This is a genomic window from uncultured Tateyamaria sp. (assembly GCF_947488715.1).
Taxonomy (GTDB): domain Bacteria; phylum Pseudomonadota; class Alphaproteobacteria; order Rhodobacterales; family Rhodobacteraceae; genus Tateyamaria.
This window is the reverse complement of sequence record NZ_CANLAG010000010.1, coordinates 74,344-96,813: the sequence shown is the minus strand read 5'-3', so window position 1 is coordinate 96,813 and position 22,470 is coordinate 74,344. Positions and strand designations below refer to the sequence as shown.

Below are 22,470 nucleotides of genomic sequence, written 5' to 3'. Positions count from 1 at the left end.
GTATTTCATTGATATTCTAGTGCCGCCGCATACAGGCGTATGCAGTCGTTCTCCCCAGCCAGAGTAATCGCTTTTAGGGAGGAGCGCCGATGATTCCAGCGGCATTTGAATATTATCGCCCCAAGGACATGGCCGGTGTCCTTTCCATTCTTGAAGAACACGGAGATGACGCGCGGGTCATGGCGGGTGGGCACAGCCTGATCCCTATGATGAAGCTGCGGATGGCCGATGTGCCCCACTTGATCGACCTGCAAGACGTGGGCGGCATGTCCGACATTGAAATCAGCAGTGACAGTATCCGGATCGGTGCGCTCGTCACGCAGGCAGAGATCATTGATCACGCGGACCTCGCCAAAGTCGCGCCCATTTTGAGAGAGGCCGCACTTCAGATTGCCGATCCTCAGGTGCGTTACATGGGCACCGTGGGTGGCAACGTCGCCAATGGAGATCCCGGAAACGACATGCCTGGCCTGATGCAGTGTCTCGATGCAGTGTTCACTGTCGTTGGTGCCGACGGCGAGCGGGATATCCCTGCAAGGGACTTTTACGAAGCCGCCTACATGACCGCCCGCGAGGACGAAGAAGTGCTGACGGCCGTGACGATACCATTGCCCAATGGCGGGTACGCCTACGAAAAACAAAAGCGCAAAATCGGCGACTACGCGACCGCTGCCGCTGCGGTTCAGATCGTGAAGGACGGGGAGACCTGTTCGTCGGTCGCGATCGCAATGACGAACTTGAGCGATACGCCGATCTATTCCGAAGCGGCTGGCGCGGCTCTTATCGGCACGGCTGTGGATGCTGTGGCCTTGGATGCCGCCGTTGCTGCGATGCTGGGCGACATCGACCCATCCGAGGACAACCGCGGCCCCGTCGCATTCAAGAACCACGTTGCTGGCGTCATTTTGCGCCGCGCCATCGAACGCGCTTGGTCGCGGGCATAGGGAGGCCAACCATGTCAAAGAAACAACACTACGCCATCACTGTGAACGGGAAGGAAGAGGAATTCCTCGCCGAACCCCGCGAACTGCTGATCTACACACTGCGCGAGCGGCTGAACATCACGGGGCCGCACATCGGATGCGAAACGTCCCATTGCGGCGCCTGCACCGTCACCATTGACGGCAAGTCTGTCAAAGCCTGCACGATGTTTGTCGCGCAAGCGAACGGCAAGGACATAACAACCATCGAAGGCATTGGTGGGCCGGACGATCTGCACCCTCTGCAAGAGGCGTTCAAGGAACATCACGGGCTTCAGTGCGGATACTGCACACCTGGCATGATCACCCGTGCGACCAAACTGCTCGAGGAAAACCCCAACCCGACCGAAGAAGACATCCGGTTTGGCATGGCGGGCAATATCTGCCGCTGCACGGGCTACCAGAACATCGTGAAATCCATTCAGGCCGCGGCCGCTGAAATGAATGCAGCCAAGGAGGCCGCGGAATGAAAGACGAAGTCACACGCGAAGAACGGGTTGATAACCTCAAGGGCATGGGCTGCTCGCGCAAGCGCGTTGAAGACGCCCGGTTTACCCAAGGCAAAGGCAACTATGTCGACGACGTAAAGCTCGATGGCATGCTGTTCGGCGATTTTGTCCGCTCACCTTACGCCCATGCGCGGATCAAGAGCATTGATACCGCCGCGGCCCTTGAGGTCCCCGGTGTTCTGGCTGTCCTGACTGCCGCTGATCTTGAACCGTTGGGCCTGCATTGGATGCCGACACTTGCGGGCGACAAACAGATGGTTCTGGCCGATGGCAAAGTGCTGTTCCAAGGGCAAGAGGTCGCCTTTGTCGTCGCCGAAGACCGCTATGCCGCTGCGGATGGCATCGAGCTGGTCGAAGTCGAATACGAAGAGCTGCCTGTGCTGGTCGACCCGTTTGAGGCGCTGAAATCCGATGTCGTCCTGCGTGAGGACACCGTAGACGAAAACGGCAAGGCCACGGACGGCGCCCATGGGCCGCGCAAGCACCCCAATCACATCTTTACCTGGGACGCCGGTGACAAGGAGCCGACAGAGGAGGTGATCGCCAATGCCGACGTCGTGGCCGAAGAATCCATGTACTATCACCGCACGCACCCGTGTCCGCTTGAGACATGTGGTTGCGTGGCATCCATGGACAAGGTGAACGGCAAGCTGACGCTTTGGGGCACGTTCCAGGCACCACACGCCATTCGGACCATCGTTTCGCTTATCTCAGGTTTGGAAGAGCACAATATCCGCGTGATTTCCCCGGACATCGGCGGCGGGTTTGGCAACAAGGTTGGGGCCTATCCCGGCTATGTCTGCTCGGTCGTGGCCTCTATCGTGACGGGCAAGCCGGTCAAATGGATTGAGGACCGGATGGACAATCTGATGACCACCGCCTTTGCCCGCGACTACTGGATGAAGGGCAAAATCAGTGCCACGCCCGAAGGCAAGATCACTGGCCTGCATTGCCATGTGACAGCGGACCACGGCGGCTTTGACGCCTGTGCGGACCCCACCAAATTCCCAGCCGGGTTCATGAACATCTGCACTGGTTCCTATGACATCCCGACCGCGTACCTAGAGGTCGACGGCGTCTATACCAACAAAGCGCCGGGCGGCGTCAGTTACCGTTGTTCGTTCCGGGTGACCGAAGCGGTGTATTTCATCGAACGCATGATCGAGGTTCTGGCGATCAAGTTGGACATGGACGCGGCCGAGCTGCGCCGCATCAACTTCATCAAAAAGGAGCAATTCCCCTACACAGCCGCCCTTGGTTGGGAATACGACTCTGGTGACTACCACACGGCTTGGGACAAGGCGCTCAAGGCCGTCGACTATGACGGGTTGCGCGCCGAACAGGCCCAACGTGTCGAGGACTTCAAGGCCGGCAAGACCCGGAAGTTGATGGGGATTGGTCTGTCGTTCTTTACAGAGATCGTGGGCGCTGGACCGGTCAAGAACTGCGATATCCTCGGCCTCGGGATGTTCGACAGCTGCGAAATCCGCATACACCCGACCGGGTCCGCGATTGCACGGCTTGGCACGATCTCCCAAGGGCAAGGGCACGCGACGACTTTTGCACAAATCCTCGCCTCCGAGATTGGCCTGCCCGCAGACAGCATCACCATCGAAGAAGGGGATACCGACACGGCGCCGTATGGTCTGGGCACCTATGGCTCACGCTCCACGCCCGTGGCCGGGGCGGCGACCGCCATGGCGGGACGCAAGATCCGTGCCAAGGCGCAGATGATCGCGGCCTACCTGCTTGAGGTCCACGACGATGACGTCGAGTTCGACGTCGACCGCTTTGTGGTCAAGGGCGCACCTGAGAAGTTCAAGACGATGAAGGAAATCGCCTTTGCCGCCTACAATCAGGCCATTCCGGGGATTGAACCGGGCTTGGAAGCCGTCAGCTACTACGATCCGCCGAACATGACTTACCCCTTTGGGGCCTATGTTTGCGTGATGGACATTGACGTTGACACTGGTGTCCCGGACATCCGCCGTTTCTATGCGTTGGACGATTGCGGCACACGCATCAACCCGATGATCATCGAAGGTCAGGTGCATGGTGGTTTGACAGAGGCGCTCGCCGTCGCATTAGGGCAAGAGATTGCTTACGACGACATGGGCAACTGCAAGACCGGTACGTTGATGGACTTCTTCCTGCCAACCGCGTGGGAAGTGCCGAACTACGAAACCGACTTCACCGTGACCCCCAGCCCGCATCACCCCATCGGGGCCAAAGGTGTCGGCGAAAGCCCGCATGTTGGCGGTGTGCCTTGCTTCTCGAACGCGGTGCAGGATGCGTTCCGCCCGTTTGGCAACATGCACACCAACATGCCCCATGACCATTGGCGGATCTGGAAAACCGCCAATGATCTGGGCCTGCACGGCTAACGCAATGGTAGGGCGGGGATCATCCCCGCCCGACGGAGCACATGATGACTTGGACTGATCTGAAAACCACGCTCGCGGGCGAAGGCTATGTCGCCTCTGACGATCTGGCAGTTGCCTTGCACCTTGCCCTGTCGCTGGGCCGCCCCTTGTTGTTGGAAGGGGCCGCGGGTGTCGGCAAGACGGAAGTTGCGCGCGCTTTGGCGCATGCGCGCGACACCCGCTTGATCCGCCTGCAGTGCTACGAGGGGTTGGATGCGGCGCAGGCCATCTATGAATGGAACTACCAGCGCCAGCTTTTGACCATCCGCGCCGCCGCCGAACATGGCGAGACAGGCAAAGCCGTAGAGGACCGGATATTTTCCCGTGACTTCCTGCTGGAACGCCCGTTGCTGGCCGCGATTTCCCAAGCGACACCACCGGTTCTGCTGATCGACGAAATTGATCGCGCCGACGAAGAGTTCGAAGCGTACCTGCTTGAAATCCTGTCTGACTTTCAGGTGTCCATCCCCGAACTTGGCACCATCACCGCCACCACACGGCCCATCGTAATCCTGACATCGAACGGCACCCGCGACCTGTCTGACGCGCTGCGCCGTCGCTGTTTATACACCTACGTCGATTATCCCGACCGGGCGACAGAACTGGCCATCCTCAAGGCGCGCAGCCCGGAAGTAGAAGCCCGCCTTGCCGATCAAATCGTGGGCTTTGTCCAAAAGCTGCGCGAAGAGGATTTGGAAAAAGTCCCCGGCATCGCCGAGATGCTGGACTTCGCGGCAGCCCTTATGGGGTTGAGCATCGCGGATCTGACTGCCGACCCGGCGGTGTTGCAATCCACGCTGACGACATTGCTGAAAACCAAAAGCGATCAGGCACAGATCACACCGGAAATTGCCGGACGCATCGCCGGGCGCGCCGCATGAGCCGTGTGACCAAATTCGCAGGCCGCGATCCCGGCCCGTCAGCACGGGTGGCCGGGTTCATCGCGCATCTGCGCGACAACGGATTGCGCCTTGGCGTGGCCGAAGCGGACGTGGCCATGTCTGCATTGGCCGCACTCAACGCTATCCACCCCGATGACAGCCGCCGCGCGTTGCGGGCGGTCTGCACGGGTTGCAAGGAAGAGGCGGCGCGGTTCGACGACCTGTTTGACAGCTATTGGATGGATATGGGCCGCGTGCGCCAAAAGGTGGTGCCGACGCTCAAATCGCCAGCAAGCGATGATGTACATTCCTCGCGCGATGCAAAGGGGCAGGACGCCGGGGCCTCGGGGTCTGTGACGGCGCCGGATGCCGGGGATGGCGATGCAGACAGTGACGGCACGGGCAAGTTGATTGCAACACAGCAGCGCAACCTGAACCGCCGCGATCTGCGTGATCTTGTCCGCCCCGAAGAGATCGCGGCCGCCGAAGAGGTCGCGCGTCGTATCGGAGCAGCCCTGCGCGACACAGGCTCGCGCCGCCGGATCGCGGCGCGCAAGGGCGATCAGCTACATTTCCGCAAGACCATCCGCCACAGCCTTGCCACCGGGGGCGAGCCGCTGCGGCTGGTGCGCAAGAAACGCCCCGACCGGACCCGCAAAATTGTGGCGCTGTGCGATGTGTCGGGGTCGATGAGCGTCTATGCGCAGGTGTTTCTGGCTTTTCTCGCCGGGTTGATGCGCGCGGACACCGCCGCGGATGCCTACCTGTTTCACACCCGCCTTGTGCGCATCACCGAAGCCCTGCGGGACAAGGACGCGATGCGTGCAATCGGGCGCATGTCGCTGATGGCGGACGGGTTTGGGGGCGGATCAAGGATCGGACCGTCCCTGATGCGCTTTGCCGACACTTATGCCAAACGGTTTGTCGATGGGCGCAGCGTGGTGATGATCCTGTCGGATGGGTACGACACCGCTGACCCGTTGATCATCGCTCAGGCGCTGAGCAAGCTGCGCAAACGCGGCTGCAAAGTCATCTGGCTCAACCCGCTGAAAGGCTGGACCGACTATGCGCCGGTTGCCGCCGGGATGGCCGCCGCCCTGCCCCACCTTGATGCGTTCAAGGCGGCAAACACGCTCGCGGATCTGGCGGCACTGGAACAGGAGCTGGCACCGCTATGACCCCGACCGAAGTCTTGTCCACCGATCTGGCCGAAGCCGCGCAGGAATTGCGCGCGCGCGACGAACCCTTTGCCTTTGCCACCATCGTGCGCACAGCAGGCGCCACGGCCGCCAAACCGGGGGCCAAGGCGTTGCTCAGCGCCGATGGCACCATCCTGCAAGGGTGGCTGGGTGGCAGATGCACACGCGGTGCAGTCAAACGTGCCGCCCTTGAGGCGCTGAAGAACGGTGTGCCGCAACTGGTGTCGGTCGCGCCTGAAGACCTGCTGGCAGTAAAGGGCGTGATGCCCGGCGACGAGGTGGATGGCACGCGCTTTGCCCGGAACGGCTGCCCGTCTCGCGGCACAGTGGATATCTTTATCGAACCCTGTATTCCGACGCCTCAACTGGTGGTCATGGGGGCCTCGCCCGTGGCGCAGGCGCTGAGCGCGTTGGCACCACAGTTTCATTGGTCAGTCACAGAGGGGATTGCCGAAGCAAAGCCGCATCCGCAGCAATTTGTGGTCATTGCCACGCAAGGACAGGGCGACCTTGATGCCTTAAAGACCGCACTGGCGACCAATCCCGGTTATGTGGCGTTTGTGGGTAGCCGCAAGAAGTACGCGGCCCTCGCGGACAAGCTGATTGCGGCAGGCGTGGCGCAAACCAAAGTGGATCAGGTGCAGGCCCCGGCAGGACTGGACCTCGGGGCCGTCACACCCGAAGAAATCGCGCTTTCCATACTCGCGCAACTTGTCCAAGAGCGCCGCGCTGCGGTGAAGCAAACCAATGCCTGACGTGGCCGCGATCATTTTGGCCGCCGGGCTGTCGCGCCGCATGGGCAAGCGCAACAAGTTGCTGTTGCCCGTAGGCGGCGTGCCGATGATCCGGCACGTGGTATCCACCTACCTAGCGGTCGTGGACGGGCCTGTCGTCGTGGTCACCGGGCATAAGGCCGATCTGGTCGAGGCGTCACTGGATGGCTGCGACGTTGAAATCGCGCACAACGCCACTTTTGCGGATGGCCAGCAAACCTCCGTCGCCTGCGGGCTGCGTGCTGTGCCGCAGGCTGGTCGGATCCTTATCGGGCTGGGCGATCAACCCACCCTCACAAAACGCGACCTGCAAGACCTGCTCGACGCACAAAAGGCTGCTGAGACGTCGCGCATTTCGATACCTTTACTGAACGAACAGCGCGGCAATCCGATCCTAGTCCCCGGCACGCTGCGCGACCGTTTACTGGCCGACCCGAGATCGCCGGGCTGCAAGACCTTTACCCGTGTGCACCCGGAACATGTTCAGTTCCACGCTTTGCCATCGCCGGGCTTCTACGCGGACATAGACACACCCGACGCCTATCGCGCGCTGACGGCTGACCCATCGGAGGAAGCAGAATGAAGGCGCTCAGGCGATGGACAAAACGTGTGTGCCGCAAGTTGGCACTGACACCCGAACAAGCTGAAAACATCAGATTCCCCTGTTGCTAATCAAAGGACCTACCATGGAACTCTCGGACGAAATCATCATCAACGCACCCAAAGATCGGGTCTACGCAGCTCTCAACGATCCCGAAGTCTTGCAACAGTGCATTCCGGGTTGCGAAGAGCTGATCAAACACTCTGACACCGAACTCGAGGCCAAGGTTGTGCTGAAAGTCGGCCCGGTAAAGGCAAGGTTCAGTGGCGATGTACAACTTGATACGGCAGGTGCGCCTAATGCGTTTTCTCTGACGGGGCAAGGGAATGGCGGAGCGGCAGGGCACGCCAAAGGTGGCGCAGACGTGACGCTGACTGCAGACGGACCGGACACAACAATTCTGCGCTATGAGGCCAAAGCCAATATCGGCGGAAAGCTCGCGCAACTTGGCAGCCGTTTGATCCAGAGCACGGCCAAGAAACTTGCTGGGAAATTCTTCAAGTCCTTTGCGGACGTCGTTAACGAAGATGTTGCCGCCTGATGACCTGACATACGCAGAGCGTGCGGCAGAAATTCTCACAAGGGCGGCGGAGCTTGCACACTGAGGCAGGCTTCTATGCTTGTCGGACGTTGCCGTTAAAGTTAAGATGCTCTGCCAGCAACAGGCCTGCGCTATCTTCCAAAGCGTTTGAGAACACACCACGTCACCGGCTCGTACTTGCGGGGCGTGGTGCCACTATTCGGTCGATGGCCGTCTCGTTGCATCTGCACCAGTTTGTGCCGATGCAGCGCCTGAGGGTAAGTTCTCGCATTTGAAATCTGGGCACCAAACCACCAGAACAAGTCAGTGACGAATAGCAATCATCTGTCTAAATTCCGAATATTCTGGTGCAAGTGAGAGGGGAAACCTCGAACCGAAACCGGCTTCAAGTAGCGCTCGGCGCGGTAGGCCAGATCGGAATGGTGCGGCCGAGACGCACCTCACACTAAAGACATGCGTTGACATACCCAGACACTAACGCACTAATCTAAAACAGAAATCCCCGACGTTTGGGACATAGCGGGACATGTCAGGACAGGACATCCCGCCATCCATTGGGGGATAAATTGGGGGATAGAGTGTCAAATCGGACAGAAAACAAACTCACGCAGGTCGCTATCAAAAACGCCGAACCCGGCAAAATGTTCGATGGCGGGGGGCTCACACTGGTCAAAGAAGAGGGTGGTGGACGGTGGGTGTACCGCTTTTCACACCTCGGGAAGAGGCGAGAAATGGGCCTGGGCTCATGGCCGTCTGTATCGCTGGCCGAGGCGCGAAAGGCGCGGAACCGGTGGCGGGATGTGCTGTCTTCTGGCCGGGATCCAATCGACGTTCGGAAACAAGATAATGCCGACCAGACCGCAGAGCGGGACCGGTTGGATCCGACATTCGAGGATTGGACGTTGAGGGTGTTTGAAGCCCGCAAGGCAACGCTGCGAGGTCAAGGTCGGCGCGGTCGTTGGCTGTCCCCTTTCGAGACCCATCTTTTCCCACAGATGGGCCAACGCCGCTTGTCCGAGCTGAACCCGGATATTCTACACGATGCATTCAAGCCGATCTGGCACACGAAATGGCCAACGGCGGAGAAGGCATATCAGCGAACAAAGATCGTCCTGCAAGAGGGCCAGTTTATGGACCTGCCTTGCGACCCGCTGGACATGGAAAAGGCGAAGCGAATGCTTGGGGCGGTTAACCACGTGACCACCCCCACCCCTTCAACACCCTGGCAGGAGATACCCGACCTTTACCAGCGGCTGCCGGATACCACGGGCGGGGATTGCCTGCGGCTGATGATCCTGACGCTTGTGCGCCTCGATGGCTGCGCGGGCGCACATGAATCCGAGTTCGACGAGGGCTTGTGGACGGTGCCCGCCGAACGCATCAAGGGCCGGGTTGGGAAGGTCACCGATTTCAGGGTGCCACTGTCCACACCAGCTCAGGCGCTGATCAAGGCGAGATCGGAGTTCTTCAATGGGCTCCTATTTCCCGGCCACACAGGCCGTGCCATCGGCTCTCGCGGCCTCGAGGTCATCCTCGACCGCATGGAAGAGCCTGGACGCCCTCACGGGTTCCGGTCGAGCTTCAGGACATGGACACAGGATGTAGACGCCTGCTCATGGGAGGTCGCCGAAACCGTCCTCGGCCACACGGTCGGCAACAAGGTGGAGCGAGCATATGCGCGATCTGACCTACTCGAGCGACGTCGGATCGTCTTGGAGCAGTGGGCGGATCATGTCACCGGCGCGAAGGGCAATGTGGTGAACATCACGCGCTGATCATGCACCTAAAGACGCTCCTTTGTGTCGACCCGACGCCAGGTTAGATCGACGTTCAACCCAAGGTCTGCATCGAGCCCAAACCACAGATGCTGCAAGTTCTTCCAACGTCAGAATTGCAAACGAGAGCGGATCTTTGGTTGGGCGTCTCTCAAAGACCAACAAACATTTGGATTATGATCGCATTCGCCAGATCGACAAAGAAGGCGGACACAAGCGGCAACACGATGAAAGCCAAAGGGGCCGGACCATAGCGTTTGGTGACTGATGACATGTTCGCAATTGCGGTAGGTGTTGCGCCGAGGGTGAAACCGGCAAAGCCTGCACACAACACAGCGCCCTGATAGTTGCGGCCCATCAAGCGGAAAAACACAAACATAATGAAGGCAACGGTCATTACCGCCTGCAGCCCAAGAATAATCAAGATTGGCCCACCCAAATCCGCCAACGTCCACAACTGCAAACTCATAAGCGACATCGCAAGAAAAACGGACAGACAGTAATCTGATATCACGGCAAGGGACTTCGTGCGCGCAGGCCATGTGATCCGGGGAAACAGATATGGGATGCTGTTCGACATGGCGATACCAACCAAAAGGCACGGCACGAAAAGAGGCAGTTCCAACCCTGCTTCAAGAATAGCCTGGTGCAAAAAGTACCCGACAAGGATTGCGACGTGCACCGCCAACATCCCCCGCATCAGACTGACATGATTGATCAAATCGTCCGGGTTTTCTTCATCGTCAAACTCCAGGCCAACAATGGGCGCTTCTTCTTGGTCGCTTTGCAAGTTGTTGCGATCGATCAGGCGCTTTGCGATCGGACCACCCAGAACGGCAGCCATGATCAGACCCAAAGTGGCAGCCGCAATGCCCATTTCAGGTGCTGCTCCAAAGCCGCTCAATTCCTCAATTTGCGGCCCCCAGGCAATGGCGGTGCCATGACCACCAATAAGTGAGGCCGACCCCACCAGAACGGATGTGGCAGCCGGAAGTCCAAAGATAGTTACAGCCAGGCCAACCAAATTCTGCAAGACCATGAAAAGCAAAGTCAAGACGAGCAATAATACCAGCAACCGTCCGCCGTGAAACAAGTCAGCGATCCGCGCGTTCAAACCAATGGTCGCAAAAAACACGACCAGAAGATAGTCGCGGACTTCCAGGTCAAATGTGATTTGTGTGCCGGTGAAGGCGAAAAACGCCCACGTTAGTAGCGCAACAGTAAGGCCACCGGAGACAGGCTCGGGAATGTTGTAGTCACCTAGAAAGGAAACCTTGCGGGTGAGGAACACGCCTAGGAAGAAAACAATGAACCCGAGCGTGACAGATACGAAGGCGGGCACGATGATATCCGTCATCGTGCCAAGCCTTTGTCCGAACGCGCGAGGTCAAGCAGGCGCATCTGCCTCGCTCTGTTTTACATTGAAGAAGATCGAATAAAGCGTTGGCACGATGATGAGCGTTAGGATCGTCGCGAAGCTGAGACCGCAAATGATGACGACCGCGAGGGACGCAAAGAACGGGTCCCACAGAAGCGGCACGACCCCAAGTACTGTGGTCAAGACCCCCAGCGACACTGGCCGCACCCGGCTGACGGCGGCATCGACCACCGCAGACATGCGCGCTTTGCCCGCTTCGATCTGACTGTCTGTTTCGTCAATTAGAACGATAGCGTTTTTGATCAGCATGCCGGTCAAGGACAGAACACCAAGGATTGCCATAAACTCCAGCGGTGTCTGCGTCCCAGCAAGGCCGTAGATCACACCAATCAGGGCCAAGGGCACAACGAGCCAGATGATGATGGTCTGACGCCACGCGTTGAACAGGAACAGCACGACAAAGAACATCGCACCAAAACCAATTGGCATGGTTGATGCAAGGCCAGCATTCGCCTCCGCGCTGTTGCCGAACTCTCCCTTCCATTCAAAACTGTAGCCCGGCGGCAAATCGATGGCTTCGATGGGGTCTTTCACCGCGTCGAACAAGTCCCCGGACAGAACGCCAGGCGCATTGTCTGACTGCGCCGTAATGGTCAGCGCACGGTCAACGCGCCGCAGGTTTCCAGCCTCGAACACAATGTCAAATCGGTCGACAACCTGACTGATGGGAATGTAGCCGCCTGTGGCAGCGCTAAAAACCTGGATATCACGCAACTCGGCCACGTCGTTTCGCGCGGATTCCACCGGGCGCATTATGACATTGCGCAGCTCATCGCCCTCTCGGTAGACGCCCAGTGTGGTGCCGGTGAGATGGCCATAGATCGCGTTGGAGATCTCGCCTTGGGTGAGGCCAAGCCTGCGCGCATTCTCTGTGTCAATGACAGGCCGGACAACTTGCAACTGTTCGCGCCAATCCTCCTTTACCGCAACCGCGCCTGCGTCCGACATAACTGTTTTGGCTTGGCCTGCCAGGTCGCGAAGCACGGCTGCGTCGGGGCCGACAAAGCGTGCCTCGACCTTGGAACCACCGCCTGGCCCAAGAACGAACTTCCACACCTTGGCATTGGAATCCGGATACGCCTCATCAATGTGCGTCTGCAGCGTTGCGCGTAGTCCCTCAATGACGGAGAAGTCCTCCACATCCACCAGCACTTGGCCGTAAGCCGCGTTGTTGTTTTCGGATTCGTAGATCAGCATGAAACGCAGATGCCCGCCGCCAACAACGGTGTTGGTTCCTGTGACGCCTTCAAGCCCGCGTGCAAATTCGGCGATTTCCAGAATATCGCTTTCCGTACGAGTGATGTCCGTGCCCTGCGGTAGGAAATAATCAATTACAAACTGCGCCCGTGTGGAGGATGGGAAAAACCCCGCAGGCACAGCGCTGAACATCGCTATGGCCGACGCAAACAAGGCGACGACCAACCCAACCGTCAGCCACCGCACCCTGATGGCAAAAGCAAGCAAACGGCGGTAGCCGCGCAACATGACATTCTCTGGCTTGTCGCCAATGTCTTTACCCGCCTTGAGTAAAACGGTGCAGTAATACGGTGTCAGCCAAATCGCGATCAGCCACGAAAACAAGAGTGCAATGGCAATGGTCCAGAACAGGCTGCCCGCATATTCACCGGTGTTGTCTGGTGAAAATCCGATGGGCGAAAAGGCCAAGATACCAACCACTGTGCCGCCAAGAAGCGGCCACATCGTTTGTTTGACAACTGCGCGCGACGCCTCCGATGCGTCCTCGCCCCGCTGCACCCGGACCAGCGTGCCTTCGACCACCACGATGGCATTGTCGACCAACATCCCCAGCGCGATGATCAATGCCCCGAGCGAGATACGCTGCATATCGAGGCCATAAAGGTACATCCCAAAAAGTGTTCCTGCGACCGTAACAAGCAGGATGCCCCCCATCAGAATGCCAGAGCGCAAGCCCATGAAAACCAGCAATGTGCCAACAACGATTGCCAAAGCCACCGCCACGTTGACGACGAAATCGTCAACGGATGCTTTTACGCTTGCGCCTTGATCAGAAATGGGCAGCACGTTGATGCCGATGGGCCGCTCGCTCTCAAGTTCGGCAATGCGGGCATCCACAGCCGCCGCCATGTTCACGACGTTGCCGCCCAAGGTGTTTGATATGCCGAGGCCGATGGCTTGTTGTCCGTCACGGTAAAGTAAGGACGACGCTGGCTCTTTCAGCCCGCGATAGATCGTTGCGATATCGCCCAGTCGGAACGACGTCCCCGTTTGAGCGTTCGTGATCAACAAAGCCTCAATGGCATCAATGGATCCCACCGCACTTTCTGGACGCACCAACAGGCGGGCCGACCCTGCCAACACGGACCCTGCGGGCGTCACAAGGTTCTGTCCTTCCAGCAATTGCTGGATCTGTGACGGTGCAAGGCCCAATTCAGTCAGGCTGGCCGGTGAGTACTCGACATAAATGACTTCTTCCTGCACCCCGTTCAACACGATCTTTGAAACACCTTCAACGGTCACCAACTCACGCTGAAGGTCTTTGGCGTATTCGTAGAGGTCCGAGATCGAAAACCCTTCGCCAACAATCGCGTAGTACTGCGCATAGACGTCTCCGAAATCGTCGAAGACCTGACTTGCCAGCGCATTTGGTGGCAGTTGGGCTTGCGAATCCAAAATCTTTGAGCGCATTTCAGAGAATTTCTGTTTCAACTCCGGATGATCCGGGGTCGAAGCGATCGTGAATTCGACCGTTACGGTGCTGATGCCCGGTGATGACACCGAACGCACTTCTTTGACACCTTGAAGTTGCTGCAGCGCATTCTCAACGACTTCGGTAACCTCCTCGACCACCTCTTCTGCCGATGCGCCGGGATATGGGGTCACAATTTGAGCCTGGCGTATGACGAACTCAGGGTCCTCAAAACGGGGCAAAACGGTGTAGGCAAAGTAGCCCGCAACCAAGATCAGAAATGTCGCGACATATGAGATCAGCCGCTTTTCAAGAGCGAAACGAGCGAGATCCATTGCCTTAGTTCCCAACCTGACGGATGGGGCGAACGGTCGTCCCGTCGATGATTTCGCTCACACCTGCAGCGACAACAACGTCACCCTCAGACAGGCCATCCGTCACGACGACATTTGCACCTTTTGCCTCGCCAAGTTTTACGGCTTGTTCCGAGACCATTCCGTCATCATCCACAAGCCAGACAAAGGGGTCCCCGTTTGGTTTTGCAGCAATAGCGGACAACGGGGCGAACACCTGAGCGTCTGCGCCCGCCGTTGACGAAACCACATTGGCAACCATGCCGGGCAGGATCACTGCGCCTTCTGGCACTTCGACGGCCACCCGCCCACGGTAGGTTTGCGTGGCACTATCCGCCTGAACCGAGAATTCGACAACATCGGCTGGAAATTCCCGCCCGGGCAGCGCGTCAAAAAACGCCGTGTTTGCAATTGCGTCTGGACCGTTGCGGGTCAGTTGGGTGATGTCAGGCCCCGGAATGTCGAAAGCAAGATGAACTACATCGAGTCCCTGCAATAGGACGATGCTCTGACCTGCCTGAACATTCGAAAAGTTCTCAATGTCACGCCGCGCAACGATCCCATCGAACGGGGCCACAAGCGTCGTATCTGATAGAGCGTCTTGTGCCACCTTGATCTGTGCATCGATCCCGCGAATGGCTGCCTCGGAAGCTGCGATGTCTTCTGGTCGTCCTCCTGCTTGGCCAATCCGCAATTGCTCTTGCTGCGACAGCAGATTTGCGTCGGCAACACGAGACTCTGCTTGCGCCGCCTCTAGTTGGGCCCGCGTCGCGACGCCGCGTTCAAGCAGCGTCGCAGCGCGGGTTAAAGCCTCTCGCGCTTGGTCCGCCTGTGCCTGCGCAGACTCAACAGCTGCTTCCAGCGCAATGATTTCTTCTGGACGGGCCCCGGCTTTCAAAGCCTCCAGTTGGGCTGCGGCTTGATCCCGTTGGCTTTGCAAAGCAGCAAGCTGATTTTCGTAATCGCGCCGGTCTATTTGCGCGATGACATCGCCCGCCTGAACGTTGCTTGCTGCACGGACAGGGAGATCAATGACCTGACCAGAGACTTTGAAGGACAATTCAATTTCGCGCGAAGGTAACACAGACGCCGGATACCGCCGCGAAATCGTGGTCTCACTTGCGGTAATATCAGCCACTTTCGCCGGTCGAATGACTTGGTCCTGTGCAACGCTCGCCGTTGCGCAAACCAAAGACATGAACGCAAAACCCACCACACTGCGTATCGACCTCATAGACTCTGCCCCCTGAATTGGATCAACCTACGGTAACACTGCAAGAATTCATGGAAATTTGAAAGCGAACGCGTGAGCAACCTTCAACAAATTCTCTTAGGCTCTGGCCTTCTTGCCTCCAGCGCTGTCATCCATGTTCTCGCGGTCGCGCTGAGCCTGCCACTTTTCAAATCTGTAGCTGGCTCTGTGCCAGATGACAGACATCCCCTTCGCCGGGTCATCGTATTCCTGCTGCTGACGCTGGGCGTCATCCTCGCAGCGCATACCGTCCAAATCTGGACCTGGGCCGCGGTGTTTATGCTGATTTCCGATCTTCCAGATTTCGGGACAAGTTTTTATTTCACCACAGTCACTTACACGACACTTGGATACGGCGACATCGTTTTGGGCGAAGGGGCACGCATCGTCGCTACGTTTTGCGCAATCACCGGCTTGCTGACATTCGGGATCAGCACCGCGTTTTTGATCGGCGTTTTGTCAAAGGTTCTACCCGACAGATTTAGCGAACACTGAAGTGGTCAGGCCAATGGCAGCAGTCAAGACACAGCAGTCATCCAAAATAGAAGCCCGAACGGCAGCAAGGTCCGCACAGCCGCCGTTGATCACGGCTCCTTTTTGTTCTCGCGACGGTATGGAGTCCCGTTCGGAAAAGAGCCATCGGGCAAGTTTTCTGCATCGATCGCTTAGTGTGCGGACCCCTGTTGCGACAAAAGCTGACGCAGCAAACGGTTGTTCTCGACGAGCTGGGCCTCGAGCTTGCCCAGCGCACCGCTCATGGCTTTGAAGTCCTGCCCCTGCATGGCAGTGGTGGTTTCAACGGCGCGTAAACGGTCATCGAAACCGGAAACATCCTCTTCCATGTCCCCGATTTGGACCTCGAGGCGCTCTATCGTTCCTAACGCCACGGTGGCGCCAACCACGACTGTGCCGACAAGAATGCCGATGTGAATGAGGTTTCCGAGGCTTACGCGGGTATCGAAGATTGGTTTTGTCATGGCTACTCTTCAGCTTGGATGTACCCGTTTTGAGGGAGTGCGTCGGCAAAACCCTCTGGCGGTTCCCTCACTCGGGCCGGGTCGCTTGAACCAACGTCACATAGGCGCCCACGGAAACCTCGTGGTTGGCCGTCTCGACCAACCAGGTGCCAGAACAAGCCGAGCTGAACCCGATCGGCTCGATCTTACCCTCGGCCACAATGCTCGGATCGCCCGGCATCTCGAGCTCGAAGGCCTCCTGCATCCGTCCTGATCGACGGGCCTCCGCACTGGCCGCGGCCGCGGCCTCGGCCTCTGATCGAAAGCGTTGGCGCAGCCGCCGGATGGGCTCGCCCTCGCCGACCTGGACCTCGATGTCGGCCCCCTGCCCCAGATCCCGGTAGGTCGCAATCACGGAGCCCGTAGCTTCGCCTTGGCTACGACGCATCGCCCAGCGCGAAACATCCGTCTCAAGGACCCGAACTGTCGGTGTGGCTTCACCAGACGCCTTGATCCCGTCGGCCTTTTTGCCGACGAACAGTGTACCGCCCGCGGGCTTGGCAACCAGGTCATGCGTCACGGCGATCCGCGTGAGCATGGCCAAGTCACTCTCGTCGATCTGATCGATATGCCCCGGAACGATTGAGGCGGCAGCGTCCGTGATCGCCGGTTCCAATCCGTTGTCGCCTGCAACTGTTTTTACGATCTGTTCGAGCGTAAGGCCCTCGTCCCACGACCGCGTTTTTTGCTGGTGGATTGGGGCATACCCGCTCTCAGTGCTGCCTTGCGACTTTGCACGGCATGACACGCTGATCTGGCGCGGCGGCGAGCTCTCTTCGACCTCGTCAGCGATGTACACGCCCATGTGCTTGAACTCGCCGAGATACCCGAGTTCGATCTCAACCTCTGCGCCCGGCTCGGGCATCGCAAACCGCTGGATGGCTGAGGCATTGGCGAAGGTCAGCTCGGCTGTGTCGGACATGAGCCCAGCGGTGTCGGTCACACGTACAGAGGTGAGCTGCGAGAACAGGAAGCCTGAGACGAGTTGGCCGTCAATCCGCACGCGCACAAGCGGTCGGAAGTCCGTCACCCCCATAGCTGCTCTGTCTCCGCAGGCTGTGCCTCGCTCAGGTCGGGCAACAGGATCCGCACACCCGGCTCGAGCACGACGCCCAGCCCCGCCAGGCCGGGATTTGCGGCCAGAACGGCATCGACCTTGCCGCCATTGGTGTCGCCGTAGTGTGCGGCGATCACTTGGTCGAGCATGTCGCCTTCAGAAGAAACGTAGAAGAGATCGGAGCCCGCCGTCATACTTCGCCATCCTCATTGTGAACTCTTGTTTGTAGGGCACGCCCTGCGCGGCCATGATCTCTTGGCCTTCGCTGATCGCCTCGACCACCCATAGGCCCAGAACCTTGCCGATCCCGGAGACCAGTGGCAGGGGAAGGCCAAGGCTCGCTTGAGTACGCATCTTGTCGACCTGCTTCAGGCCACCCCGGAAATGGGGGTAGATCACGCCCTCGAGCTCGATCGTGTCGGGGCCGAGGCCGGTAAACTGCAAGGCGTCGTTGGTGCCGATCCTGGCCTGCCGTGCCCAGCGGTATTCCGTCGAGCGGTTCAGGCGCTGGTAGGCGGCATCGTCGATCGAGAACTGGAAAAACCCAAGCTGCATCATCACCTCGGCCATGACTACCTCCCGTAAGGTCCAGTTGTAGGCGTGCGATCGAAGAGGCCGTTGTTTGCGGCTTGGCGGCTCTTGCGCTCGATCAGCCGGATGACTTCTGCGGCAGAGGCGCCGGGTGCATTGATCGTGTAGGTGATGTGCTGTGTCACCGGAGCGGCGGTGGTCGCCGCGGGCGCCTGAGCTGACGCAGGAGCGATCAGTGCATCCACACGCGATGCCATTGCTGCAGCGGCCCTTTGCTGCCGTGCAGGCGCGCTGTTTCGGGCTGACATGAGCCGGGAGGCACGATCCATCACGGCGCCCGCGCTTCGCGGAATCGTATTAGAGCGCTGCATCAGCGAACCGACTCGATCGGCGTATCCGGCGAGCTGTCGCAGGGCGCGGTTGTTCGCGACGTAGCCGGAACGGTTCTCGAACTTGAGCTCTGGCCCCAACTCTCCGGTGAGATGCCAACCAGGGTGGAACGGTCCGCCCAGCGCGTTTGCCTGCGGGCGCACCATGGCGCTACCGCCCCGCGGGCCAAGAGCTGAGTTGCTCGATGGAGCGACAGCGCCCCCCGCCCGGAACCGATCAACCACTGTCCCAACGGCAGCACCGCCTTTGTCGACGATCCACTTCAAAGCGTCGATCACGGGCTTGACCAGCTCATAGAGGCGCGTGAACCCGTCCCCGATCGAGGTCAAGATCGGCATGAGCGCTTCGGATGTTGCGGACCAAGCACGCGCGATTCCGTCGGCTCCTCTCTTGAGGCCGTCGATCAGGGGCTTGCCCGCGTTGTTCCAAAGCCAGACCAGCTTGTCCCCGAACCACTGAAGGATAGGCTCGACCACAGGCTTTACTTTTTCCCAATTGGCGATGATCAGGGTCGCACCGACCGCGATTGCAGTGAGCACAGCCCCAATGGGGTTCGCCGCGATGGCCACGCCGATAGCCTTGATTGCACCAGCGACGAACGGGCCAGCTCCTGCGAGCGCCCACATGGCCGTTCCAAGTCTTCCAACTGACAGAGCGAACGCTCCGACCTTTCTGACGGTGTTCGCGACCAGGACGGTCCCGATGATCTTGCCGAAGTTTTCCCAGCCCCCGACCAATTCCGCGACCTGCGACGTCACGGAGCCCACGTTCCGCGCGATGGAGCCCATGCCCTCGACGACAGACCCGATGATGGGCAAAGCGCGCTCGACACCATCCGCGAAAGCCTCCGCCCAAGCCGCGACGTCTTTGCGGTTACCGATCAGAGCGTCACCAATGCGCTTCATTGACTTGGTCACAACCGGCATGAGCTCGGCGCCGACCGTGTTCTTCAGCCCCTTCAACGTGAGCTGGGTGTCGAGAAGCGTGTCCTGAAACACCTCCGCATCCCGAGCGGCCTCTTCGGAGAGCACGTAACCGGTACGCCGCGCATCTTCGCGGAGCTGCTGCAGCCCGCGCGAGCCATCGCGGAGCATGTTCAACATCCCAATACCAGACCGCCCAAACACATCGTTGGCGATCGCGGCCTTTTCGGCTTGGGTTTCGACTGACTGCAAACGATCAGCACTGACCGCCAACGCCTCCTCGGGCAGCATCGTTGCGAGATCCTCGGCAGACAGCCCTAAGGCGTCGAGAGCGTCCTTCTGCGCGCCAGTGCCCTCGAGCGCGAGGCCGATATTCTTGGTCATCTTCTCGAGGGCAGTGTCAAACTGTGAAGTCGCAACACCAGACCGCTCTGCGGCATACCGAAGCTCTTGCAGCTCCTCGATGCCGATGCCCAGCTTGTCCGCTGTCTTGGCGACGTCGTCGCCGAGCTGAGCGGTGGATGATGCAACTCCGAAGATGGCACCACCGGCCAATGTTGCGCCAATGGCAAGGCGGCGGGAATTGCGCCCAATGTCAGACACCATGGACCCGAAGGACGCGCCCACACGCCGCGACGCGGCGGCGGCGCGATTGTAGCGCTCCTGAGCGCGCTGCAGATCACGCAGAGTACGCTCGAGCTTCTCATACTCGCGATCGAGGTGCTCCACCGATTGGCCTTGGCGGCGCAGAATGTGACGCTGTCGGTCGAGCTCTTTCTGGCGGCGCTCGACCTCCTTGATCGACTTTCCGACCTCGCTCAGCCCGGTTTTGAGAAAGCCGACGTTGCGCTTCACCGATGCCTCGAGCACAGACCCGATCGTGATGGTGGCGTTAAGGCGTTGGTTCTTGGTGCTCATGAGCGTTCTTTCGAGGGCTTGGGCAACCCTTCGACCCACCAGATGAAACGACTGACCGGCATGGCCATGATCTCAGACGCTGACCACCCGGTGTGCCGGGCCAGGCCCAAGGCCAGAACCCGGACTTGCGCGCTGGTCAGTCGGATTGGAAAAAAGCGAGTGCCACCGCGCAGCGGTTGTACTGCTTCATCTTCAGGCCTTGGATGGCGTCGGGGGATTGCTCGGTCAGATTTGCGATCAGAGCGATCTCGGCGTCGCCTTTGTTGCGGTGTTTCTTTTCCTGCGCGAGCTGGTCCATCACCGACGGCTCGCGCATGCGCAACTCACTGACCTCGGTACCGTCAATCTCCGGTTTGCGCTTCATGTCCTTGAAGCTGACCGTCACGGACCCGTCGTCCTCCTCGGTCAGCCACTCTGGCAGTGTCCCCTCGCTCATGATGCCTCCTTACAAGCCGATGTTGGCGCGGTGCTCGGCGAGCTGGTCGACGCCGTCGATGATCCGCACCATGTTGATGACGTCGATCTCATGCAGCGTGCGCGCGCCGTGAACCTCGCGGTAGTACGTGAGGGTTTGGGTGATCGTCAGCGACGGCTTGTTGCCGGAACCCCATGTCCCGCGTGCGACCGAGATGATCTTGCCCTGCATCTGGTGGGCGACGGCGGTAGTGGTGCCGTCGGGGCTCTCCAACGAACCGCGGGCCGTGAGCTGCACCGACGAGCCGTCTTTGATGCCCCACAAGGCAAGAATGTCGGCATCGTAGGAGGTCAGGACATAGGAGGTGGTCATCTTCTCCTGGCCCATGTCGATGTCGATCGGAGCATCCATGCCCCCGCCGCGGAACTCCTCGGTCGAAACGACCAGGTCGGGAGGGTTGTACTCCTCGAGCTTGCCCGCGTAACCGCGGCCATCCGCGATCAGATTGAGATACTTGAGAATGTCCTCGGCAGCCATCAGGTAAACACCTCCTGGATATAGTCGTTCACAAGGTGCGAACGGAATGTGATGTGCTCGGCGGGGTAGACAGGCGTGAAGTCGAAGTTGAAATAGACCTTGCCAAGCTGGATGTTCGCCGCGGAGTTGAGGTCTGGATCAGCCCAGCATTTGCCGCCGAGAATTGCGCCCAGCGCGACCAGGTCGCGGAGATAGGCGTTCACGCCCTCCTGGACGTCCTGCACATAGGTGCGCGTGATGCCGCGATCGACGGCCCAGAGGTGTGCTCGGAGGAGCGAGTCGTTGATGATATCGGCGGTGCGGCGGACGCTCAGGAACACCCACTTGGTGTCGTCTGTGAGCGAGCGGTTGCCCCAAGTGCGATAACCGTTTTGGCGGATGGTTGTGCCGACTTTTTGCTCGTTGAGCAGGTTGGCTCGGGAGTTTGCGTCACCCAGCTTGAAATCGACCGGACGAGTTGTCCCCACAATGCCGTTGATGGTCTGGTTCGACAGCGATGCCCAGAAACCGATATTGTTGTCGACCTTGGCTTGTACCCCCGCAAGACGCGCCGACGGTGGACGGTCAAGGATGTCCGAACCAGACAGGACTTTGTGCCATGGGTCGCTCAGATAGATGCGGTCAGATCCGAAGTCACCGGCAAAGGCAATTGCGTCCGCATCTGTGGTGTTGGGGCCATCAGCGAAGTGGACTGCGCGTAGCCGTTCGCAGATCCCCTGCATCTCTGCGACAACCGGGTTGGCGTTGCCCGCCGGGCGTTCATGAGTGAAACCGGGAGCGATTGTGATCCGAGGGGCGAACCCCAATACGCTCTCGGCCCCGAGGAGGGCGTGTGCCCCCTCAAACTGACCTGTGCCAGCGTGAGCACCGCCAATGACGTTGGCAAGCTGTTGAGTTGTGTCGGCGTCCTCTTCGACGCGGACAACAACCGTTGCCGCACCAATCTGATCAAAGATCCCGTCCATCGCTCCAGGGAGCGTGCCGCGACCGTTGCTGGCCATGTCAAGCCGAGCCGCGTGGCTCCGCGAACCGGCAACCATCACTGGTGTGTTGAGCGGGAAAGCGTCGGCATCTGCATCAGGTGCAGTGCCGACAATACCGACGACAGATGATTTGACCGTCTGGATCGGACGGGGACCTGCATCGATCTCAAGGACCTCGACGCCGTGTAGGAAAGCCATATGGACCTCGCTTGCGGATGTTGCTCTTTGAACAAACATCCCACCCGCGCCCGTCCACTTCCTCTGGCGGTTCCCCCAAAAGAAAAGCCCACCGAATTGGTGGGCTTCC

Annotated in this window: 21 protein-coding genes; 10 read left to right on the top strand and 11 right to left on the bottom strand. The window is 59.3% G+C overall.

The annotated features are described in order from the left end of the window. Positions 1–89 precede the first annotated feature (89 nt). The 9 genes from Q0936_RS18485 to Q0936_RS18445 all read left to right on the top strand — a co-directional run bounded on the left by Q0936_RS18485 (position 90) and on the right by Q0936_RS18445 (position 9,682). Positions 90–944, top strand: a complete 855-nt coding sequence (locus Q0936_RS18485; protein ID WP_299298156.1) for a xanthine dehydrogenase family protein subunit M — start codon at positions 90–92, stop codon at positions 942–944. Positions 945–955: 11 nt separating this feature from the next. Further along, the gene (locus Q0936_RS18480; RefSeq protein ID WP_299146280.1) at positions 956–1,450 is read left to right on the top strand and encodes a (2Fe-2S)-binding protein; all 495 of its coding nucleotides are present in this window, start codon (positions 956–958) and stop codon (positions 1,448–1,450) included. Continuing rightward, positions 1,447–3,873, top strand: coding sequence for an aerobic carbon-monoxide dehydrogenase large subunit (locus tag Q0936_RS18475; RefSeq protein ID WP_299298154.1), 2,427 nt, complete (start codon positions 1,447–1,449; stop codon positions 3,871–3,873). The genes Q0936_RS18480 and Q0936_RS18475 overlap by 4 nt, the downstream gene beginning before the upstream one ends. 44 nt (positions 3,874–3,917) lie before the next feature. Continuing rightward, positions 3,918–4,793 carry a MoxR family ATPase gene (locus Q0936_RS18470; RefSeq protein WP_299298167.1) on the top strand — a complete coding sequence of 292 codons (876 nt, stop codon included), beginning with the start codon at positions 3,918–3,920 and terminating at the stop codon, positions 4,791–4,793. Then, on the top strand, positions 4,790–5,971 hold the full coding sequence (locus tag Q0936_RS18465; RefSeq protein WP_299298152.1) for a VWA domain-containing protein: 1,182 nt from the start codon (positions 4,790–4,792) through the stop codon (positions 5,969–5,971). The genes Q0936_RS18470 and Q0936_RS18465 overlap by 4 nt, the downstream gene beginning before the upstream one ends. Then, positions 5,968–6,747: an XdhC family protein gene (locus Q0936_RS18460; RefSeq protein ID WP_299298150.1), complete on the top strand. Its 780-nt coding sequence runs from the start codon at positions 5,968–5,970 to the stop codon at positions 6,745–6,747. The genes Q0936_RS18465 and Q0936_RS18460 overlap by 4 nt, the downstream gene beginning before the upstream one ends. Further along, the gene (locus Q0936_RS18455; protein ID WP_299298148.1) at positions 6,740–7,348 is read left to right on the top strand and encodes a nucleotidyltransferase family protein; all 609 of its coding nucleotides are present in this window, start codon (positions 6,740–6,742) and stop codon (positions 7,346–7,348) included. The genes Q0936_RS18460 and Q0936_RS18455 overlap by 8 nt, the downstream gene beginning before the upstream one ends. Positions 7,349–7,451: 103 nt before the next feature. Next, complete coding sequence (locus tag Q0936_RS18450) at positions 7,452–7,907, top strand: CoxG family protein (RefSeq protein WP_299298146.1); 456 nt, start codon at positions 7,452–7,454, stop codon at positions 7,905–7,907. Positions 7,908–8,485: 578 nt separating this feature from the next. After that, positions 8,486–9,682 carry a site-specific integrase gene (locus Q0936_RS18445; RefSeq protein WP_299298143.1) on the top strand — a complete coding sequence of 399 codons (1,197 nt, stop codon included), beginning with the start codon at positions 8,486–8,488 and terminating at the stop codon, positions 9,680–9,682. A gap of 151 nt (positions 9,683–9,833) precedes the next feature. On the opposite strand, the gene gltS is transcribed toward Q0936_RS18445, so the two are convergent. From gltS to Q0936_RS18430, 3 genes are read right to left on the bottom strand one after another with little or no spacing between them, the layout of a single operon-like run. Beyond that, positions 9,834–11,039 (bottom strand): sodium/glutamate symporter, encoded by a 1,206-nt coding sequence (gltS, locus tag Q0936_RS18440; RefSeq protein ID WP_299298141.1) that lies wholly within the window; start codon positions 11,037–11,039, stop codon positions 9,834–9,836. A gap of 30 nt (positions 11,040–11,069) precedes the next feature. Next, positions 11,070–14,123 (bottom strand): efflux RND transporter permease subunit, encoded by a 3,054-nt coding sequence (locus Q0936_RS18435; RefSeq protein ID WP_299298139.1) that lies wholly within the window; start codon positions 14,121–14,123, stop codon positions 11,070–11,072. Positions 14,124–14,127: 4 nt separating this feature from the next. Next, complete coding sequence (locus Q0936_RS18430) at positions 14,128–15,375, bottom strand: efflux RND transporter periplasmic adaptor subunit (protein ID WP_299298137.1); 1,248 nt, start codon at positions 15,373–15,375, stop codon at positions 14,128–14,130. 72 nt (positions 15,376–15,447) lie between these two features. Here Q0936_RS18430 and Q0936_RS18425 point away from each other — a divergent pair, with 72 nt between their 5' ends. Next, entirely contained in the window at positions 15,448–15,888 is a 441-nt protein-coding gene (locus tag Q0936_RS18425) for an ion channel (protein WP_299298135.1), read from the top strand. A gap of 170 nt (positions 15,889–16,058) precedes the next feature. Here Q0936_RS18425 and Q0936_RS18420 read toward each other — a convergent pair whose 3' ends face one another. From Q0936_RS18420 to Q0936_RS18385, 8 genes are all read right to left on the bottom strand, one after another. Continuing rightward, the gene (locus Q0936_RS18420) at positions 16,059–16,370 is read right to left on the bottom strand and encodes a hypothetical protein (RefSeq protein ID WP_299298133.1); all 312 of its coding nucleotides are present in this window, start codon (positions 16,368–16,370) and stop codon (positions 16,059–16,061) included. Between the two features lie 67 nt (positions 16,371–16,437). Next, a complete protein-coding gene (locus Q0936_RS18415; protein ID WP_299298131.1) occupies positions 16,438–17,445 on the bottom strand; it encodes a contractile injection system protein, VgrG/Pvc8 family in 1,008 nt (335 codons plus the stop codon). Beyond that, complete coding sequence (locus Q0936_RS18410; protein ID WP_299298129.1) at positions 17,436–17,615, bottom strand: tail protein X; 180 nt, start codon at positions 17,613–17,615, stop codon at positions 17,436–17,438. Before Q0936_RS18410 ends, Q0936_RS18415 begins: the two co-directional genes overlap by 10 nt. Before the next feature lie 7 nt (positions 17,616–17,622). Then, entirely contained in the window at positions 17,623–18,036 is a 414-nt protein-coding gene (locus tag Q0936_RS18405; RefSeq protein WP_299298127.1) for a phage tail protein, read from the bottom strand. A gap of 2 nt (positions 18,037–18,038) precedes the next feature. Then, entirely contained in the window at positions 18,039–20,228 is a 2,190-nt protein-coding gene (locus tag Q0936_RS18400) for a hypothetical protein (protein WP_299298125.1), read from the bottom strand. A 136-nt stretch (positions 20,229–20,364) separates the two neighbouring features. Beyond that, on the bottom strand, positions 20,365–20,664 hold the full coding sequence (locus Q0936_RS18395) for a phage tail assembly protein (protein ID WP_299298123.1): 300 nt from the start codon (positions 20,662–20,664) through the stop codon (positions 20,365–20,367). Between the two features lie 9 nt (positions 20,665–20,673). Then, positions 20,674–21,180, bottom strand: a complete 507-nt coding sequence (locus Q0936_RS18390) for a phage major tail tube protein (RefSeq protein WP_299298121.1) — start codon at positions 21,178–21,180, stop codon at positions 20,674–20,676. Further along, on the bottom strand, positions 21,180–22,361 hold the full coding sequence (locus tag Q0936_RS18385) for a phage tail sheath C-terminal domain-containing protein (protein WP_299378339.1): 1,182 nt from the start codon (positions 22,359–22,361) through the stop codon (positions 21,180–21,182). Before Q0936_RS18385 ends, Q0936_RS18390 begins: the two co-directional genes overlap by 1 nt. Positions 22,362–22,470: the final 109 nt, after the last annotated feature.

What these genes read in the sequence shown, in the direction of transcription:
- Q0936_RS18485 (WP_299298156.1), top strand. Translation starts at nt 90, where the DNA reads ATGATTCCAGCGGCATTTGAATATTATCGCCCCAAGGACATGGCCGGT.
- Q0936_RS18480 (WP_299146280.1), top strand. Translation starts at nt 956, where the DNA reads ATGTCAAAGAAACAACACTACGCCATCACTGTGAACGGGAAGGAAGAG.
- Q0936_RS18475 (WP_299298154.1), top strand. Translation starts at nt 1,447, where the DNA reads ATGAAAGACGAAGTCACACGCGAAGAACGGGTTGATAACCTCAAGGGC.
- Q0936_RS18470 (WP_299298167.1), top strand. Translation starts at nt 3,918, where the DNA reads ATGACTTGGACTGATCTGAAAACCACGCTCGCGGGCGAAGGCTATGTC.
- Q0936_RS18465 (WP_299298152.1), top strand. Translation starts at nt 4,790, where the DNA reads ATGAGCCGTGTGACCAAATTCGCAGGCCGCGATCCCGGCCCGTCAGCA.
- Q0936_RS18460 (WP_299298150.1), top strand. Translation starts at nt 5,968, where the DNA reads ATGACCCCGACCGAAGTCTTGTCCACCGATCTGGCCGAAGCCGCGCAG.
- Q0936_RS18455 (WP_299298148.1), top strand. Translation starts at nt 6,740, where the DNA reads ATGCCTGACGTGGCCGCGATCATTTTGGCCGCCGGGCTGTCGCGCCGC.
- Q0936_RS18450 (WP_299298146.1), top strand. Translation starts at nt 7,452, where the DNA reads ATGGAACTCTCGGACGAAATCATCATCAACGCACCCAAAGATCGGGTC.
- gltS (WP_299298141.1), bottom strand. Translation starts at nt 11,039, where the DNA reads ATGACGGATATCATCGTGCCCGCCTTCGTATCTGTCACGCTCGGGTTC.
- Q0936_RS18435 (WP_299298139.1), bottom strand. Translation starts at nt 14,123, where the DNA reads ATGGATCTCGCTCGTTTCGCTCTTGAAAAGCGGCTGATCTCATATGTC.
- Q0936_RS18430 (WP_299298137.1), bottom strand. Translation starts at nt 15,375, where the DNA reads ATGAGGTCGATACGCAGTGTGGTGGGTTTTGCGTTCATGTCTTTGGTT.
- Q0936_RS18420 (WP_299298133.1), bottom strand. Translation starts at nt 16,370, where the DNA reads ATGACAAAACCAATCTTCGATACCCGCGTAAGCCTCGGAAACCTCATT.
- Q0936_RS18415 (WP_299298131.1), bottom strand. Translation starts at nt 17,445, where the DNA reads ATGGGGGTGACGGACTTCCGACCGCTTGTGCGCGTGCGGATTGACGGC.
- Q0936_RS18410 (WP_299298129.1), bottom strand. Translation starts at nt 17,615, where the DNA reads ATGCTCGACCAAGTGATCGCCGCACACTACGGCGACACCAATGGCGGC.
- Q0936_RS18405 (WP_299298127.1), bottom strand. Translation starts at nt 18,036, where the DNA reads ATGGCCGAGGTGATGATGCAGCTTGGGTTTTTCCAGTTCTCGATCGAC.
- Q0936_RS18400 (WP_299298125.1), bottom strand. Translation starts at nt 20,228, where the DNA reads ATGAGCACCAAGAACCAACGCCTTAACGCCACCATCACGATCGGGTCT.
- Q0936_RS18395 (WP_299298123.1), bottom strand. Translation starts at nt 20,664, where the DNA reads ATGAGCGAGGGGACACTGCCAGAGTGGCTGACCGAGGAGGACGACGGG.
- Q0936_RS18390 (WP_299298121.1), bottom strand. Translation starts at nt 21,180, where the DNA reads ATGGCTGCCGAGGACATTCTCAAGTATCTCAATCTGATCGCGGATGGC.
- Q0936_RS18385 (WP_299378339.1), bottom strand. Translation starts at nt 22,361, where the DNA reads ATGGCTTTCCTACACGGCGTCGAGGTCCTTGAGATCGATGCAGGTCCC.